Source organism: Pluralibacter gergoviae ATCC 33028 = NBRC 105706 (assembly GCF_001598855.1).
In the GTDB taxonomy this organism is placed as follows: domain Bacteria; phylum Pseudomonadota; class Gammaproteobacteria; order Enterobacterales; family Enterobacteriaceae; genus Pluralibacter; species Pluralibacter gergoviae.
The window spans coordinates 1-15,151 of the sequence record NZ_BCZS01000024.1; the positions used below are offsets into that span (position 1 = coordinate 1).

Consider the following 15,151-nt stretch of genomic DNA (forward strand, 5'->3'; position numbering starts at 1 on the left):
GTGTCTATGTTCATGGATTACCCCCGTTTGTTGCCTGTTTAACATCGCAACGTGCGGGGGTTTTCTCTTTCTGACGCAAGGAGCCGCGAGAGAAGAGATCCCCCGCGTCGCTGCACCTACTGGTTATAAAACCAGCGCGGTTATCATGCGAGGGATACTGAGCCTCAGTCAACCGGTAAACTCTTTGTCCCCAGTTCGGATCCGGACTAAAAAAGAAAGCCCCGCCGGAGCGGGGCTAATCTAAGGTACACCTAAGCCTCGTCAGCGGCGGCCGTAGCCATTTTCCTCCCTGTCGCCGCGCGTTTCGTAAACGCACTGTTGCGGAAAGTTCGTCTCGATATAGCGCACCGCGAGCGGGGCGACAATATGAGTCAGAACCACGAGCACAACGGCTTTCAGAAAGTCCATGTCTAAAGCCCACTTGATTTGGCTAACGCTGGCGGCTATCCTTGAAGTGCTGAAGTTCAAGTGAACACCCCCGTTTGTTGCCTGTTTAACATCGCAACGTGCGGGGGTTTTCTCTTTCTGACGCAAGGAGCCGCGAGAGAAGAGATCCCCCGCGTCGCTGCACCTGCTGGTTATAAAACCAGCGCGGTTATCATGCGGGGGAGAGTGACGGCAGTCAATTGCTTAACCTGCCGCCTGAGGTTCGGATCCGGATCCATCACCGCCAGCGCCTGTGAGGAGCCCGACATAATGGTTAAAGGGATGATGCCGGGCCGCGTTCGCCGCGGCTGACCGGATTTTTCGCGTCCTGACTCCACTCATACCAGCCTCCGTCATAGACAGAGATATGCTGCCAGCCCATTGCCCGGGCGTACATGAAAGTCTCCGCCGCCCGCCAGCCGGTACCGCAGTAGAAAGAGACCTGCTGATCTGAAGTAATATTCCACGCTTTCCACATCGCGGTGATATCGTCTGCGCTGCGCATCGTCCCGTCGGGGTTATGGAAATCCTCCATGTGCGTCGAGTCGCTGCCCGCGTGGCCCCAGCGGGCGCCGGCAATATCGCCCTTCGGCTTGATATAGCTGTAGCCGCTGGTGGTGCCGATAAACTCCGGCCAGGAGCGAACGCTGACCAGCGAGGCGTCGCGGCGGTGCAGCAGGGCGCGGGCCTGTTCGAGGCCGAGCATCAGCTGCGGCTGACCGGGGATCGGCGCGCCGAAGTCAGGCGCCGGCGTCATTTTTTCCGGCATCCCGCGCCCGACCGGCAGATCGGCAGCGGACCAGGTTTTCCAGCCGCCGTCCAGCAGGCGCACGTCTTTTACTCCGGCGTAGAGCAGGATCTGCGCGACGCGGGCGGCAGCGTATACGTCGCGGCCATAGAGGATCACCGTCGTGTCGTGGCGAATGCCGCTTTTGGCCAGCAGGGCTTTCAGCCTATCGTCCGGGACCTTGTTCCACAGCGGCTCGCTTTCGACATCGTTAGTGTCGATATAGCCCGCGCCGGGGATGTGGCTCAGCAGGTAGTATTTCGGCGCGCCCCAGCCGGCTTCGAAGACTTTCCATTCGCCTGCAGGGGCCGCCGCCACCTTTTTCCCCTGCTGCAGGTCGCGCAGCCACTGCGGATAAACCAGCTGTTCGAAGTGGGGCAGCTTCTGCAGGCGCTGCGGCTCGGCGAGCGCATCGGCAAGGGCGCTGATGTGCTTCAGACCCGCTTTTTGCAGGCGTGCGCTGACGGCGCGGGTTTCCCTATCAGCGCCGTACAGCGCCACTGGCGTATCGGCCGCCAGATTATGCAGCTTCAGCCACTCGGCGAGCTGTTCGTCGCTCATGGCCGATAGCCAGCCGGCGGAGAGATTGAGCGCCGCAGGTTCGTGACCCTGTGGGCCGTTAAGCGCCTGCGGCCAGCCGTTGTAGAAAGCGCTCTGGCGGGTATCAATGGCGATACCGCTGCGCTGCTGCAGTTGCTGTAGCGTCACGGAGGCGGCCATATCAGCGGCCCCGGCGCAGGAGGAGGCCAGCCCGACAAGCAGGGCCAGCGCGGTCAGGTGAGAAACACGTTTCATCGAAATGCCGGACAGTAGTGAAAAGAGGCAACATTCTGACCCTCCGGAAGCGACAAATCCATGCGCTGGCGCAGCTTAGCCCCAGCTTTCAAGCGGCAGGCAGCGGCCGCCGGGCGGCACGTCCGCCGGATCGTGGGTGACCAGCAGCACCGGGAGCGCCTGCTGGCCGGCGGCGGCGAAAACGTCCCGCCGAAAGCGCGCCCGCAGATCGGCATCGAGGCGGCTGAACGGTTCATCGAGCAGCAGCGCCTGAGGCTGCGCCAGCAGGGCGCGCAGCAGTGCAACCCGCGCCCGCTGGCCGCCTGAGAGCGTTGCCGGATCGCGGTGAAAGAACCCGGCCAGCCCGGCGTTCTCCAGCGCCTCCTCCGCCCGCGCCCGCCGTTCGCCGCGCGTACCGCCGGCGGGCAGGGCAACCAGCAGGTTCTGCCCGACGCTGAAGTGGTCGAACAGCAGCGCGTCCTGAAACAAAATGCCTATCCGCCGCGCTTCCACCGGCAGCGTATCGCAGCGCCGCCCGTCCAGCCACAGCCTGCCCTCGGCGCGAAAGGCGGGCGGCAGGGCGCCCACGATCCACGAAAACAGCGTCGATTTACCGCTGCCGGAGGCGCCGGTGAGGGTGACGATTTCGCCCGGCGCGACGCTGAGGCTGAGGTTGCTCACCAGCGGCGCACCCTTCAGGCTGAGGGTTAAATTTTCAATCTGCAGCATATTAGCGGAGTCCTTGTCGGTAGCGGCCAATCAGGCGCATCAGCAGCGCGGCCAGCGCGAAGACGGCCAGCGGCAGCAGCGACTGCCACAGGGCCTGGGCGGCCAGCAGCGGCGCGCTGCCTCCGCTGCTGAGGGCTACGGCGTCGGTGGTGAGGGTGGTAATGCGTCCGCCGCCGAGCCACAGCGTCGGCAGATACTGGGCGACGCTCACGGAAAAGCCCACCGCGAAAGCGGCCAGCAGGGGCCGGGCAAGCTGCGGACAGCTGACCTGCCAGAAGCAGCGGGCGCGGCTCCAGCCCAGCGTCCGGGCAATCAGCCGCTGCCGGGGATCGCGCCGCCGCCAGGCGGGGCGCAGCATAAACAGCGTCCAGGGAAAGACCCACAGCAGATGTCCCCACAGCACCGTCAGCCACTCGCCGTCGATCCAGCCCATCAGCGCCAGCTGATATTGACCCGCCGCCAGCGGCAGGGCAGGTAGCAGCAGCGGCAGCCAGATCCCGCCGCCGCGCCGGGGGCCGCAGGCCAGCCACAGCAGGCACAGCGGAAGGGTAATCAGCGCCGACAGCGCGCCCAGGCCGAGCGTATTAAACAGGCTCTGCGCGTCGGGCCGCTCGCCCCTGGCGCAGAGCAGCAGCGTCGCCAGGGCCAGCAGGCTGGCGGGCGCCAGCAGCGAGGAGGGCAGCCGCCAGACAGGTCGGCATCTGTCGGGGCGGCGATGGCCGGTAAAATCCGGCGTCAGGGCGCGCAGCAGCCGCCAGATAAGCCGGGCCGCCAGCGCAATGGCCGCCATGACCGCCAGCAGCAGCAGGCAGGCCAGCGCGCCCTGAGCCTGCTGCGCGTCGTCGCCCGCGGATAGCCACTGCGCGGCGAGCACCGCCAGCGTCGGCGGATTACCCGGGCCGATAACGATGGCGACATCCACAGCAGACAGCGTCCATGCAAGGGTTGCCAGCAGAACGATGCTCATCTGCGGCAGCAGTCGGGGCGCGATAAGCCACAGCAGGCACTGCCAGCGGCCGTATCCCTGACTGCGCAGCACCAGGCACTGCTGGCGCAGGCTCCGCTCATCCAGCAGGGCGTACGCCGCCCACAGCAGGAAGGCGCTCTCCTTGACGGCCAGCACTGCGCCGAGGCCAATACCGTAGCGGTCCTGGGGCGCGGTCAGGGCGGGAAAGAGGCGGAACAGCCAGCCGCCCTCGGCAAACAGCAGCAGCGCGGCGGCGGCGAAGGCGACGTGGGGAAGGGCCAGCAGCAGCGGCAGCCGGCTCACCAGCCGCTGCCAGCGGCGGGAGGGCCAGAGGGCGGCGATGGTGAACATCGCGATTGCCAGCGCGCTCGTCAGGGCGACGGCGGTGGAGACAAGCGTCGCCAGCAGAGCGCCGGGCAGTTGAGCGTCAGCCAGCAGTGTCAGCCAGCTGTTGAGGTGCAGGGCCGGGCTGATGATTATCAGCCCGGCCGGAAGCAGCGGGAGATAAATGATGCCCACCGCCGCCCACGCCAGCGCCGTCAGCGCGATCCGTAGCGGCGCAGCCATTCCTGCTCCAGGGCGTCCACCCAGGCGGCGTGGGGTTCGGCAAGCGTCGGGACGCTCTCGTCAGCCGCCGCCTGCGGCCAGCCGGACGGTACGCGGCGGCGATCCAGTACGGTCGGATCTCCCCACGCGGCCGGATCGGCCTTGCGCCGCTGGGCCTCTGGCGAGAGCAGAAAGTTAGCGACGACCCTGGCCCCGGCGGCCGCGCGGGCGTTGGCCGGGATGGTGACAAAGTGGACGTTGCCAATCATGCCCTCGCGAAAGCCGAAGCCGTAGCTATCCGCCGGCAGATCGCCGCTGGCCGCCTTCTGCGCGGCGTGTAGCGGATTAAAGCTCAGCGACAGGCGCAGCGTCCCGGCCGTCAGCATACTGTCCATTTTCGCCGGCGAGGCGGGAAAATCGCGGCCCTGACGCCACAGCAGCGGGTGCAGTTTGTCGAGATAGTCCCACAGCGGCGCGGTGATGCGGGAAAAGCTGCCTGCCTGCGGCGCCTGCCCGAGCGCGCCCGGCTCGCGGGTCAAATTGAGCAGCAGCTGTTCGAGAAAGGCGGTGGCGGTAAAGTCCGGCGGGCGCGGGTAGGTGACGCTGCCGGGATGCGCGGCGGCATAGGCCAGCAGCGCCTGCGGATCCTGCGGCGGCTGAGGCGTCTGCCGGCGGCGGGCGATAAAGGTCAGGCGGGCGGTGCCCCACGGCGATTCGGCGCCGTCGGTAGGCACTGAGAAGTCCTCCCGCACCGGGAGACGCGTGTCCACATAGCGCCAGTTGGGCAACTGCTCCGCCCAGCCGGTCAGCAGCAGATTGTCCTGCTTCAGAGCGCGGAAGTTTTCGCCGTTGACCCACAGCAAATCGACGGATCCGCCGCGGCTGCGTCCGGCGCGGGCTTCGGTGCGGATGCGCTTCACCGCATCGGCGGCATCGGCAATGTGCACGACCTTCAGGTTGACGCCGTAGGCTTGCTTCACCTCGCCGCTCACCCAGTCAAGATAGCGGTTAACCGCCGGATCGCCGCCCCAGGCGTTAAACCAGACCGTCTGGCCCCGGGCCTCCGCTTCGGTCTGCTGCCAGTCGGCAAGCGCCTGTGGCGGTGCGCCGAAAGATAATGGCGCGCAGAGCAGCAGACCCGCCAGTAAATAGCCGTAGCGCGCTGAACGCATGGCAGCTCCTTTAGCGATGTTGAAGACGTTCGGTAAGCCAGCGCGAGGCCAGCGGCAGCAGCCCGATAAGCACAAAGGCCAGCAGTATGCCCGGCGACAGAATACCCGACAGCGAGGTCAGCTGGCCGAGCTGGCGCCCGGCGTTGAGGTAAACCAGGGTAGCGGGCAGCATGCCCAGCTGACTTACCCACCAGTAGCGTAGCAGGCCGATGCGGGTGACGCCCGCCAGCAGGTTTACCACAAAAAAGGGAAACAGCGGCATCAGGCGCAGGGCGAAGAGATAAAAGGCGCCGTCCTTCGCCATGCCGGCGTTGACCGTCGCCATCTGGCGCGGAAAGCGCTGGCTGACCCAGCCGGTGAACAGGTAGCGGCTGGCGAGCATCGCCAGCAGCGCGCCGAGCGTTGAAGCAAAAGAGACCAGCACCACCGCCTGCCAGAAGGGAAAAATGGCTCCGCCGAGCAGGGTCAGCGCCGTGGCGCCGGGCACCGACAGGGCGGCCGCCGTCGCGTAGAGAATAAAGTAGATCAGGGCCGCCGAAAGGGGCCGCTGCGCGTGCCAGAGCGCGGCATCGTGCTGCCAGGACTGAAGAGCGGAGAGGGTGAGCATCTCCCGGGGCATCAGCAGGCACCCGGTAATAATCAGCGCTGCCAGCAGGGCCAGCAGCGCGTATTTACGTCTGTTCAAAATACTGCGTTAGCCTTTAAAGGTGGCCCATACCGGCGCATGGTCGGAGGGTTTCTCCATGCCGCGGATCTCATAGTCGATGCCGGTTTCCACGCAGTGCGGAGCCAGCGCCTCGCTTGCCAGCAGCAGGTCGATACGCAGGCCGCGGTTGTCGTCAAAGCCTTTGGAGCGGTAGTCGAACCACGAAAATTCCGCCTGGCTTTCCGGGTGCGCGTGGCGATAGGTGTCCACCAGGCCCCAGTCGAGCAGGCGGCCCATCCACTCTCGCTCTTCCGGCAGGAACGAGCACTTGCCGGTGCGCAGCCAGCGCTTGCGGTTCTCTTCGCCGATGCCGATATCGAGATCCGTCGGGCTGATGTTCATATCGCCCATGATCAGCACCGGGTTCTCTTTACTCAGCTCGCTCGTCAGATAGTCCTGCAGGTTCTGATAGAAGGCGGCCTTGGCCGGAAATTTGGTCGGATGGTCGCGGCTCTCGCCCTGCGGGAAGTAGCCGTTGATCACCGTCACGTTGCCGAACGCCGACGGCACTTCCGCCATAATGATGCGGCGCTGGGCCTCATCGTCGTCGCCCGGAAAGCCCCGGCGCACCGCAACCGGCGCCTCTTTGGTGAGCAGCGCCACGCCGTAGTGGCCCTTCTGGCCGTGATAGAAGACGTGATAGCCAAGCTTTGCCACGTCTTCCAGCGGGAACATGTCGTCGTGAACCTTTGTCTCCTGCAGGCCGATGACGTCCGGCTGATGCTTGTCGACGATGGCTTGCAGTTGATGAGGGCGGGCGCGCAGGCCGTTGATATTAAAAGAGACAAATTTCATAGTCGCTGCCACTGTGCAAGGTGAATGAAGCGGGCATGTTAGCAGAATTTTCGCTGCCTGACTGCATGCGCGTTTGCGGGGCGGGTGCACCAGACTGGGGCGCAGGCGTACGCTTTTTCTCGCAGCCGATCACAGAATGCGAATTCAGTTTTACTAATGAATAATCCTTCTATTATTAGCAGCGCTAATGGCGCAATGCTCCCCTTTTATGCACTTTTTATGCACTTTTAATGAATAATAGCTACTGCTAACTTATTGATATTTCCTCTCGCTGCATCATTTATGCACTTTCCCCACTGGCTGGCACGATGTCTGCACTATACATTTACAGCGCAAACACCCAAATAATTAACATTACGATAACGTTATTTTTACTCCGGAAGAGGTTGCCATGACACAGTCAGTAACGCGTGACGATTTTGATGCCTGGATGATGCCGGTATACGCCCCGGCGCCCTTCATACCGGTACGCGGCGAAGGCTCGCGGCTGTGGGACCAGCAGGGTAAAGAGTACATCGATTTTGCCGGCGGCATTGCGGTAAATGCCCTGGGGCACGCCCACCCGGCCATGGTGCAGGCGCTGACGGAGCAGGCGGGAAAATTCTGGCACACCGGCAACGGCTACAGCAACGAACCGGCCCTGCGTCTGGCGAAACAGCTGATTGACGCCACCTTTGCCGACAAAGTCTTTTTCTGCAACTCCGGCGCCGAGGCCAACGAGGCGGCGCTGAAGCTGGCGCGTAAATACGCCCACGACACCTTCGGCCCGCACAAAAGCGGCATCGTGGCATTTAAAAATGCCTTCCACGGGCGGACGCTGTTTACCGTCAGCGCCGGGGGGCAGCCGGCGTACTCAAAAGATTTTGCCCCGCTGCCGGCGGAGATTCAGCACGCGGACTATAACGACATCGCCTCGGCGCGGGCGCTGATTAATGACAATACCTGCGCGGTGATCGTTGAGCCGATGCAGGGCGAGGGCGGCGTGGTGCCCGCCAGCAGCGAGTTTCTGCAGGCGCTGCGCGAGCTGTGCGATCGCCACCGCGCGGTGCTGATTTTTGACGAAGTGCAGACCGGCGTCGGCCGCACCGGCGAGCTGTATGCCTACATGTACTACGGCGTGACGCCGGACGTGCTCTCCACCGCTAAGGCGCTGGGCGGCGGTTTCCCCATTGGCGCGCTGCTGGCCCGCGCGGAATATGCCGCGGTGATGACCGTCGGCACCCACGGCACGACCTACGGCGGCAACCCTCTGGCCTGCGCCGTGGCCGGCAAGGTGCTGTCGATTATCAATACGCCGGAGGTACTGAGCGGCGTGCGCCAGCGCCACCAGTGGTTCAGCGAGCGTCTTGGCGCCATCAATGCTCGGCTGGGCCTGTTCGACGAGATCCGCGGCCTCGGTCTGCTGATCGGCTGCGCGCTGAAGTCCGAATATGCCGGCAAAGCCAAGCTGATAAGTCAGCTGGCCGCAGAAGAGGGGGCGATGATCCTGATCGCCGGGGGTAACGTCGTGCGCTTTGCGCCGGCGCTTATCGTCAGCGAAGAGGAGGTCACCGCCGGGCTGGACCGCTTCGAGCGGGCCTGCGAGCGCTTTCTCGCCGGGGACGCCGTATGATGGTTATTCGCCCGGTCGGAAGGGAGGATTTATCCGGCCTGATGGCGCTTGCGGGAAAAACCGGCGGCGGACTGACTTCGCTGCCCGCCGATGAGGCGACGCTGGCGGCGCGCATTGAGCGCGCGCTCAGCACGTGGGAAGGCGCGCTCGAAAAGGGCGAGCAGGGCTATGTCTTCGTGCTGGAAGACGTCACTAGCGGCAAAGTGGCGGGCATCTGCGCCATTGAGGTGGCGGTGGGCCTGCACGATCCCTGGTACAACTACCGCGTCGGCACCCAGGTGCACGCCTCGAAAGAGCTGGGCGTCTATAACGCGCTGCCGACCCTGTTCCTCAGTAACGATCACACCGGCAGCAGCGAACTCTGTACGCTGTTCCTCGATCCCGACTGGCGAAAGGAGGGCAACGGCTACCTGCTGTCAAAATCGCGCTTTATGTTCATGGCGGCCTTTCGCGATAAATTCAATGAGAAAGTGGTGGCCGAAATGCGCGGCGTCATTGACGAAAACGGCTATTCGCCCTTCTGGGAGAGCTTGGGGCAGCGCTTTTTTTCGATGCCGTTTGCCAAAGCCGATCGTTTGTGCGGCACCGGTCAGAAGGCATTTATCGCGGAGCTGATGCCCAAGCACCCTATTTATACCGACTTTTTGTCGGAGTCTGCCCGCAGTGTGATAGGCCAGGTTCACCCGCAAACCGCGCCGGCGCGGGCGGTGCTGGAAAAAGAGGGTTTTCGTTTTTGCCACTACGTCGATATTTTCGACGGCGGCCCGACGCTGGAGTGCGATATCGACCGGGTGCGGGCGATCCGCAGAAGCCGGCTGGTGGAGGTAGCCGAAGGGCAGCCGTCCGGGCGCGGCCTGACGGCCTGCCTGGTGGCCAACGAGCAGTATCACCACTTTCGCGCCGCGCTGGTGCAGGCGGATCCGCATACCGACAGGCTGCTGCTGAGCGCGCAGCAGCTGGACGTTCTCAAGGTTCGGCCCGGCGACAGCGTGCGCCTGGTCCGCCTCTGTCCCGAGGAGAAAACAGCATGAGCTTATGGATTAACGGCAGCTGGGTCGCCGGGCGCGGCGACGCGCGGGAAACCCGCAACCCGGTCACCGCGGAAGCGGTCTGGCGCGGCGCGGATGCCGATCGCCGCCAGGTAAGCGACGCGGTCGCCGCCGCCCGCGCGGCCTTCCCCGGCTGGGCGCGGACGCCTTTTCACGCCCGCCGGGAGATCGCAGAGACCTTCGCCGGCCTGCTGGAGACTCATAAAGCAGCCCTCGCGGAGACCATCGCCCGGGAAACCGGCAAACCGCGCTGGGAGGCGGCGACCGAAATTGCCGCCATGATCGGCAAGATCGCCATTTCGCTGCAGGCGTACCGGGCGCGCACCGGCGAGCAGGAGACGCCGATGGCCGACGGGGCGGCAACCCTGCGCCACCGCCCCCACGGCGTAATGGCGGTCTTCGGCCCCTACAATTTCCCCGGCCACCTGCCCAATGGCCACATCGTTCCGGCGCTGCTGGCGGGCAATACCGCGGTCTTTAAGCCCAGCGAGCTGACGCCGCTGTGCGGCGAGGCGGTGGTGAAGCTGTGGGAGCAGGCGGGCCTGCCCGCCGGCGTGCTGAACCTGATTCAGGGCGGGCACGAGGTCGGCGAAGCCCTGGCGGCGCAGGACGATATTGACGGGGTGCTGTTTACCGGCAGCTCCGCCACCGGCTTTGCGCTGCACCGCCAGCTGGCCGGCCGGCCGGACAAGATCCTCGCCCTTGAAATGGGCGGCAATAACCCGCTGATTGTCGATGAGCCAAAAGACGTTGATGCGGCGGTGCACGCCGCCATTCAGTCGGCCTTTATTACCGCCGGGCAGCGCTGCACCTGCGCCCGACGCCTGCTGGTGAAGCGCGGTCCGCAGGGCGACGCCTTTCTGGCGCGGCTGGTGACGGTGGCGTCGCGCATCGTGCCGAACCGCTGGGACGCCGATCCGCAGCCGTTTATCGGCGGCCTGATCTCGCCCGCCGCCGCGCAGAAGGTGATTGACGCCTGGCGCCAGCACGTGTCCAACGGAGCGCAGACCCTGCTCGAACCGCGCCTGCTGCAGCCGGGCACTTCGCTGCTGACGCCGGGCATCATTGAGATGAGCCGGGCGGGGGACGTTCCCGACGAAGAGGTGTTTGGCCCGCTGCTCTGCGTCTGGCGTTACGACACCTTTGATGAGGCGATAAGCCTTGCTAACAATACGCGCTACGGCCTCTCCTGCGGGCTGCTCTCGGACGACAGGCAGCAGTTCGAGCGCCTGCTGCTGGAGGCAAGAGCAGGCATCGTTAACTGGAACAAGCCGCTGACCGGCGCGTCGAGCGCCGCGCCGTTCGGCGGCGTCGGCGCCTCCGGTAACCACCGCCCGGGCGCCTGGTACGCCGCCGACTACTGCGCCTGGCCGATGGCCTCCCTGGAGGCCGCGGCGCTGAGCCTGCCGGGCACGCTGAGTCCGGGGCTGGATTTTAGCACGGAGGAGCCATCATGAGTGCCCGGGAAGTCAACTTCGACGGCCTGCCGGGGCCGACGCACCACTATGCCGGGCTGTCGTTCGGTAATGAAGCCTCAGCGAAGCACCGGCTGAAGATCTCTAACCCGCACCTCGCCGCCCGCCAGGGGCTGCTGAAAATGAAGGCCCTGGCCGATCTCGGCTTTGTCCAGGGAGTGATCCCGCCCCAGGAGCGGCCTAACGTGCCGCTGCTGCGCCGCCTCGGCTTCGCCGGTAGCGATGAGCAGGTGCTGGCGAAGGCGGCGGCGCACTCGCCGCAGCTGCTGTCGGCGGCGAGTTCGGCTTCATCGATGTGGGTGGCCAACGCCGCCACCGTCTGCCCGTCGGCGGACGCGCTGGACGGCAAAGTCCACTTCACGGTGGCGAACCTCAACAATAAGTTTCACCGCGCCAGCGAGGCCGACACCACCGGGGCGCTGCTGCGGGCGATTTTCCGCGATCCGCAGGCGTTTGCGGTCCACGATGCGCTGCCGCAGGTGGCCCTGTTTGGCGATGAAGGCGCCGCCAACCACAATCGCCTCGGGGGCGATTACGGCCAGCCGGGTCTGCAGCTGTTTATCTACGGGCGCGAGGAGGGCAGCGCCCACCGGCCCGGACGCTATCCGGCGCGCCAGACCCTGGAAGCCAGCCAGGCGGTGGCGCGGCTGAACCAGGTTAATCCTCAGCAGCTGCTGTTTGCCCAGCAGAACCCGGAGGTCATCGACCGGGGCGTGTTCCACAACGACGTGATCGCGGTCAGCAACCGCCAGGTGCTGTTCTGCCATCAGCAGGCGTTTGTTAACCAGCCGCAGCTGCTGGCCCGGCTGGCGGAGCGGGTGCCGGGCTTTCAGGCGGTGCAGGTGCCCGCCTCAAGGGTATCGGTTGCCGATGCGGTCGCCACCTATCTGTTCAACAGCCAGCTGCTGAGCCGGGACGACGGCAGCATGCTGCTGGTGCTGCCCAAAGAGGCCGAGGAGCACGCGGGCGTCCGGGGCTATCTGCAGGAGATGCTGGCGGCCGACAATCCCATTGCCGCGCTGAAGATCTTCGATCTGCGGGAGTCGATGGCCAACGGCGGCGGCCCCGCCTGTCTGCGCCTGCGGGTAGTGCTGACGGAGGCGGAGCGTGCGGCGGTCAACCCGGCGGTCATGATGAACGACGCCCTGTTTGACGGCCTGAACGGCTGGATTGACCGCTACTATCGCGACCGGCTGAGCCAGGCGGACCTTGCCGACCCGCAGCTGCTGCGGGAAGGGCGCGAGGCGCTGGACCAGTTAACGCAAATCCTGAGTCTTGGTTCGGTCTATCCGTTCCAGCAGTAGTGAGGGCGACATGAACGATTTTCTGGCATTAACCCTGGCCGGGCAGCGCCCCGGCCGGACGCAGGGCGAAACGGCGGAGATCTACTGGCAGTGGCACGATGCCGGCATTCTCGAGCTGACGCCCTTCGCCGCGAGCGAGCGGGCGCTGGTGCTCTCCTGCGGCGTTCACGGCAATGAAACGGCGCCGGTAGAGATAGTCGATGCCCTGCTCGGCGCGCTGCTGGCGGGCGAACTGCCCCTGCGCTGGCGGCTGCTGGTCATTTTCGGCAACCCGCCGGCGCTGGCGGCCAATAAGCGCTACCTGCACAGCGATATGAACCGGATGTTCAGCGGCCGCTGGCACGACGTTACGCCGAGCGGCGAAACCGCGCGGGCCGCCCGGCTGGAGCAGGCGCTGCGCCAGTTCTACCAGCCGACGGACGCCCTGCGCTGGCACCTCGACCTGCACACCGCCATTCGCGGCTCGCACCACCCGCGCTTCGGCGTCCTGCCGCAGCGCGATGCGCCCTGGGACGAGGATTTTATCCACTGGCTGGCGGCGGCGGGGCTGGAGGCGCTGGTGTTTCATCAGAGTCCGGGCGGCACCTTTACCCACTTCAGCAGCGCGCAGTTCACCGCCCAGGCCTGTACCCTGGAGCTGGGCAAGGCGCTGCCGTTTGGTCATAACGATTTGCGGCAGTTTGCAACCACCCGCGAGGCGCTGGCCGGGCTGCTGGCGGGCGGGATAGCCAGCGCGCCGCTGCCCGTCCGCTATCGCGTCGCGCAGCAGCTGACCCGCCATGGCGACGATTTCCGCCTGCATATGTCGGCGCAGACCCTCAATTTTACGCCGTTTGCGGCGGGGACGCTGCTGGCGGAGGAAGGGGAGAGGCGCTACACGGTGCAACACGATACGGAATATGTGCTGTTCCCCAATCCGGACGTCGCGCCGGGGCTGCGGGCGGGGCTGATGCTGGTGCGTGAATCCTGATAAACATTAATTGGCCATCCCTCGCGTTGGCCATTTTCTTGATTTATCCTGCTTTTTATCTCTATTTACGGATAAGTCCTGGTAAATGCTTTATTTATAATCAGTAATGCGCTAGAGTTCTCCATAATTTCTTTAATAACAGTGCGTTATTAATTATTTCTCGCAGAACTCCACAATTTTTCCTTATTTTCCTCATCATTGCCGATAAATTCGCTTTTACACTTTCATCGTTTTACGCTTGCTCTGATTAATTGACGTTAAACCCCGTAAAGTTAACTCCGTCAACACGGCAATGCGCCGCAAGAATAACCGATAGTAAGGAACTTATTATGAAAAAGCTGACCGCACTGATCATTGCCTCTACCCTCTCCCTGGGCGCCGCTAACCTGGCGCACGCTGCCGACACGGCGGCGACCGCGCCGGCTGAAAAAGCGCCGATGATGCACAAAGGCAAGCCTGGCATGCATCACGATATGATGTTTAAAGGCCTTAACCTGACCGACGCCCAGAAGCAGCAGGTGCGCGACATCATGAAGGAGCAGCGCGGGAAAATGCAGCGCCCGTCCGCCGATGACGCCCGCGCCATGCACAGCCTGATCGCCAGCGATACCTTCGATAAGGCGAAGGCCGAAGCGATGGTTGATAAGATGGAAGCGAAGCACAAAGAGATGGTGCTCTCCCGCATGGAGACCCAGAACAAGATTTACAACATCCTGACCCCGGAGCAGAAAAAGCAGTTTAACGCCAATTTTGAGAAGCGTCTGACAGAGCGCCCGGCGCATCAGGGTAAAATGACCCCGCCGGCTGAATAATCCGGCGCCCTGCACACAAGACCGCCGGTCTTGCCCGTATGCCAGAAGGCTGCGGGCAGGCCCGGCGGTTTTTTTATTCGCTCAGGGTAATGATCTCGGCGCTCCCGGCCAGCAGCGGACGGCAGAGGATTTTATAGCCGTCGTGGTCGAAGCTGGCGGGCAGGCGCGACAGCGTAGCGGCCTCGGCCAGGCTGGCGACCGATCCCAGCCACAGCCAGTTGTGAATGATGTGATACTCGGTGAGGTCGGCGCTTTGCTCCTTCAGGGCGATAGCCCCGCGCCAGGGCCAGCAGGTGAGCTGCAGGCGCGAAAGGGCCTCTTTGAGACGCCGATCGTGCGCCTCCAGCGGCTCTTTGCCGCAGCAGGCACCCGCGCAGCGTCCCAGCGCCGAGCGAAAGCAGCCGCGGCCGCGGCTGACCGCCTCCAGGCCCAGCAGACCGTAGCAAAGGCGCTGCTCGTCGGCGATGGTTTTCAGCGCCTGCAGCGCCGCCCGGCGATTGGCAAACAGGCCGTACAGGCCCAGCTGGCTGGAGAAATCGATCTCTTTCGCGTACACCACCTGCGGCCGTGCGTCGGTCAGCAGCAGAGAGCAGAGCTGGCGATTGCGGCGCAGGCGCTTGTTGAACAGCGGCTGCTGCGCTTTGATCATCTGCGCCTCAAGCAGCAGGGCGCCAATTTCACCGGCGGTGCAGATCCAGCTGATGCGCCGGGACTGGCGCAGCATCGCCGCTTCCTCCGGCGTGCGCAGATGAGAAAGTACCCGGCTGCGCAGGTTGACGCTCTTGCCAATATAGAGCGGGAGGGTGTCGCTGTCGCCGTGGAAGGTATAGACGCCGGGCCGGGCGGGCAGCGCCTCCAGCGACGGGCGCAGGTGTTCCGGATATTCATAGATTGCCGCCGCCTCAAAGGCCAGGCGCGGGGCGGAGGGACGTTTTGCCACAAAGACTCCTGTACTGATGATTTATACAGTGTAACCCGGAGCGGCAAAAAAGAAAATGATGTACCGGCGATTTTACCCCCCGCTCAG

Annotated in this window: 14 protein-coding genes; 6 read left to right on the top strand and 8 right to left on the bottom strand. The window is 64.5% G+C overall.

The genetic code is table 11. The annotated features are described in order from the left end of the window. Window positions 1-261: 261 nt before the first annotated feature. From ENGE1_RS28575 to xthA, 7 genes are all read right to left on the bottom strand, one after another. The gene (locus ENGE1_RS28575; RefSeq protein ID WP_127626272.1) at window positions 262-468 is read right to left on the bottom strand and encodes a hypothetical protein; all 207 of its coding nucleotides are present in this window, start codon (window positions 466-468) and stop codon (window positions 262-264) included. Between the two features lie 232 nt (window positions 469-700). Next, on the bottom strand, window positions 701-2,008 hold the full coding sequence (locus ENGE1_RS19675) for a rhodanese-like domain-containing protein (RefSeq protein WP_048252520.1): 1,308 nt from the start codon (window positions 2,006-2,008) through the stop codon (window positions 701-703). A gap of 75 nt (window positions 2,009-2,083) precedes the next feature. After that, entirely contained in the window at window positions 2,084-2,716 is a 633-nt protein-coding gene (locus ENGE1_RS19680) for an ATP-binding cassette domain-containing protein (protein WP_048252521.1), read from the bottom strand. Between the two features lies 1 nt (window position 2,717). Then, the gene (locus ENGE1_RS19685) at window positions 2,718-4,250 is read right to left on the bottom strand and encodes an ABC transporter permease subunit (RefSeq protein ID WP_048252522.1); all 1,533 of its coding nucleotides are present in this window, start codon (window positions 4,248-4,250) and stop codon (window positions 2,718-2,720) included. After that, window positions 4,223-5,401 (bottom strand): ABC transporter substrate-binding protein, encoded by a 1,179-nt coding sequence (locus tag ENGE1_RS19690; protein ID WP_048252523.1) that lies wholly within the window; start codon window positions 5,399-5,401, stop codon window positions 4,223-4,225. Before ENGE1_RS19690 ends, ENGE1_RS19685 begins: the two co-directional genes overlap by 28 nt. Window positions 5,402-5,411: 10 nt before the next feature. Then, complete coding sequence (locus ENGE1_RS19695; protein ID WP_048252524.1) at window positions 5,412-6,086, bottom strand: TVP38/TMEM64 family protein; 675 nt, start codon at window positions 6,084-6,086, stop codon at window positions 5,412-5,414. 9 nt (window positions 6,087-6,095) lie between these two features. Then, window positions 6,096-6,902: an exodeoxyribonuclease III gene (gene xthA, locus ENGE1_RS19700; RefSeq protein ID WP_043084398.1), complete on the bottom strand. Its 807-nt coding sequence runs from the start codon at window positions 6,900-6,902 to the stop codon at window positions 6,096-6,098. Between the two features lie 391 nt (window positions 6,903-7,293). On the opposite strand from xthA, the gene astC reads away from it, so the two are divergent. The 6 genes from astC to spy all read left to right on the top strand — a co-directional run bounded on the left by astC (window position 7,294) and on the right by spy (window position 14,124). Next, complete coding sequence (astC, locus tag ENGE1_RS19705) at window positions 7,294-8,514, top strand: succinylornithine/acetylornithine transaminase (RefSeq protein WP_048252525.1); 1,221 nt, start codon at window positions 7,294-7,296, stop codon at window positions 8,512-8,514. Then, entirely contained in the window at window positions 8,511-9,545 is a 1,035-nt protein-coding gene (gene astA, locus ENGE1_RS19710; RefSeq protein WP_043084397.1) for an arginine N-succinyltransferase, read from the top strand. Before astC ends, astA begins: the two co-directional genes overlap by 4 nt. Continuing rightward, window positions 9,542-11,020 (top strand): succinylglutamate-semialdehyde dehydrogenase, encoded by a 1,479-nt coding sequence (gene astD, locus ENGE1_RS19715; protein WP_048252526.1) that lies wholly within the window; start codon window positions 9,542-9,544, stop codon window positions 11,018-11,020. Before astA ends, astD begins: the two co-directional genes overlap by 4 nt. Continuing rightward, complete coding sequence (gene astB / locus ENGE1_RS19720) at window positions 11,017-12,342, top strand: N-succinylarginine dihydrolase (protein ID WP_048252527.1); 1,326 nt, start codon at window positions 11,017-11,019, stop codon at window positions 12,340-12,342. The genes astD and astB overlap by 4 nt, the downstream gene beginning before the upstream one ends. A gap of 10 nt (window positions 12,343-12,352) precedes the next feature. Continuing rightward, entirely contained in the window at window positions 12,353-13,312 is a 960-nt protein-coding gene (gene astE, locus ENGE1_RS19725) for a succinylglutamate desuccinylase (protein ID WP_048252529.1), read from the top strand. Window positions 13,313-13,638: 326 nt separating this feature from the next. Further along, window positions 13,639-14,124: an ATP-independent periplasmic protein-refolding chaperone Spy gene (gene spy, locus ENGE1_RS19730; RefSeq protein WP_162268899.1), complete on the top strand. Its 486-nt coding sequence runs from the start codon at window positions 13,639-13,641 to the stop codon at window positions 14,122-14,124. A 73-nt stretch (window positions 14,125-14,197) separates the two neighbouring features. Here spy and cho read toward each other — a convergent pair whose 3' ends face one another. Then, window positions 14,198-15,064 (bottom strand): excinuclease Cho, encoded by an 867-nt coding sequence (cho, locus tag ENGE1_RS19735; protein ID WP_048252533.1) that lies wholly within the window; start codon window positions 15,062-15,064, stop codon window positions 14,198-14,200. Window positions 15,065-15,151: the final 87 nt, after the last annotated feature.

Coding starts and splice junctions, on each gene's coding strand:
- ENGE1_RS19685 (WP_048252522.1), bottom strand. CDS start 4,250: ATGGCTGCGCCGCTACGGATCGCGCTGACGGCGCTGGCGTGGGCGGCG.
- astA (WP_043084397.1), top strand. CDS start 8,511: ATGATGGTTATTCGCCCGGTCGGAAGGGAGGATTTATCCGGCCTGATG.
- ENGE1_RS19675 (WP_048252520.1), bottom strand. CDS start 2,008: ATGAAACGTGTTTCTCACCTGACCGCGCTGGCCCTGCTTGTCGGGCTG.
- astE (WP_048252529.1), top strand. CDS start 12,353: ATGAACGATTTTCTGGCATTAACCCTGGCCGGGCAGCGCCCCGGCCGG.
- ENGE1_RS19680 (WP_048252521.1), bottom strand. CDS start 2,716: ATGCTGCAGATTGAAAATTTAACCCTCAGCCTGAAGGGTGCGCCGCTG.
- astD (WP_048252526.1), top strand. CDS start 9,542: ATGAGCTTATGGATTAACGGCAGCTGGGTCGCCGGGCGCGGCGACGCG.
- astB (WP_048252527.1), top strand. CDS start 11,017: ATGAGTGCCCGGGAAGTCAACTTCGACGGCCTGCCGGGGCCGACGCAC.
- xthA (WP_043084398.1), bottom strand. CDS start 6,902: ATGAAATTTGTCTCTTTTAATATCAACGGCCTGCGCGCCCGCCCTCAT.
- ENGE1_RS19690 (WP_048252523.1), bottom strand. CDS start 5,401: ATGCGTTCAGCGCGCTACGGCTATTTACTGGCGGGTCTGCTGCTCTGC.
- astC (WP_048252525.1), top strand. CDS start 7,294: ATGACACAGTCAGTAACGCGTGACGATTTTGATGCCTGGATGATGCCG.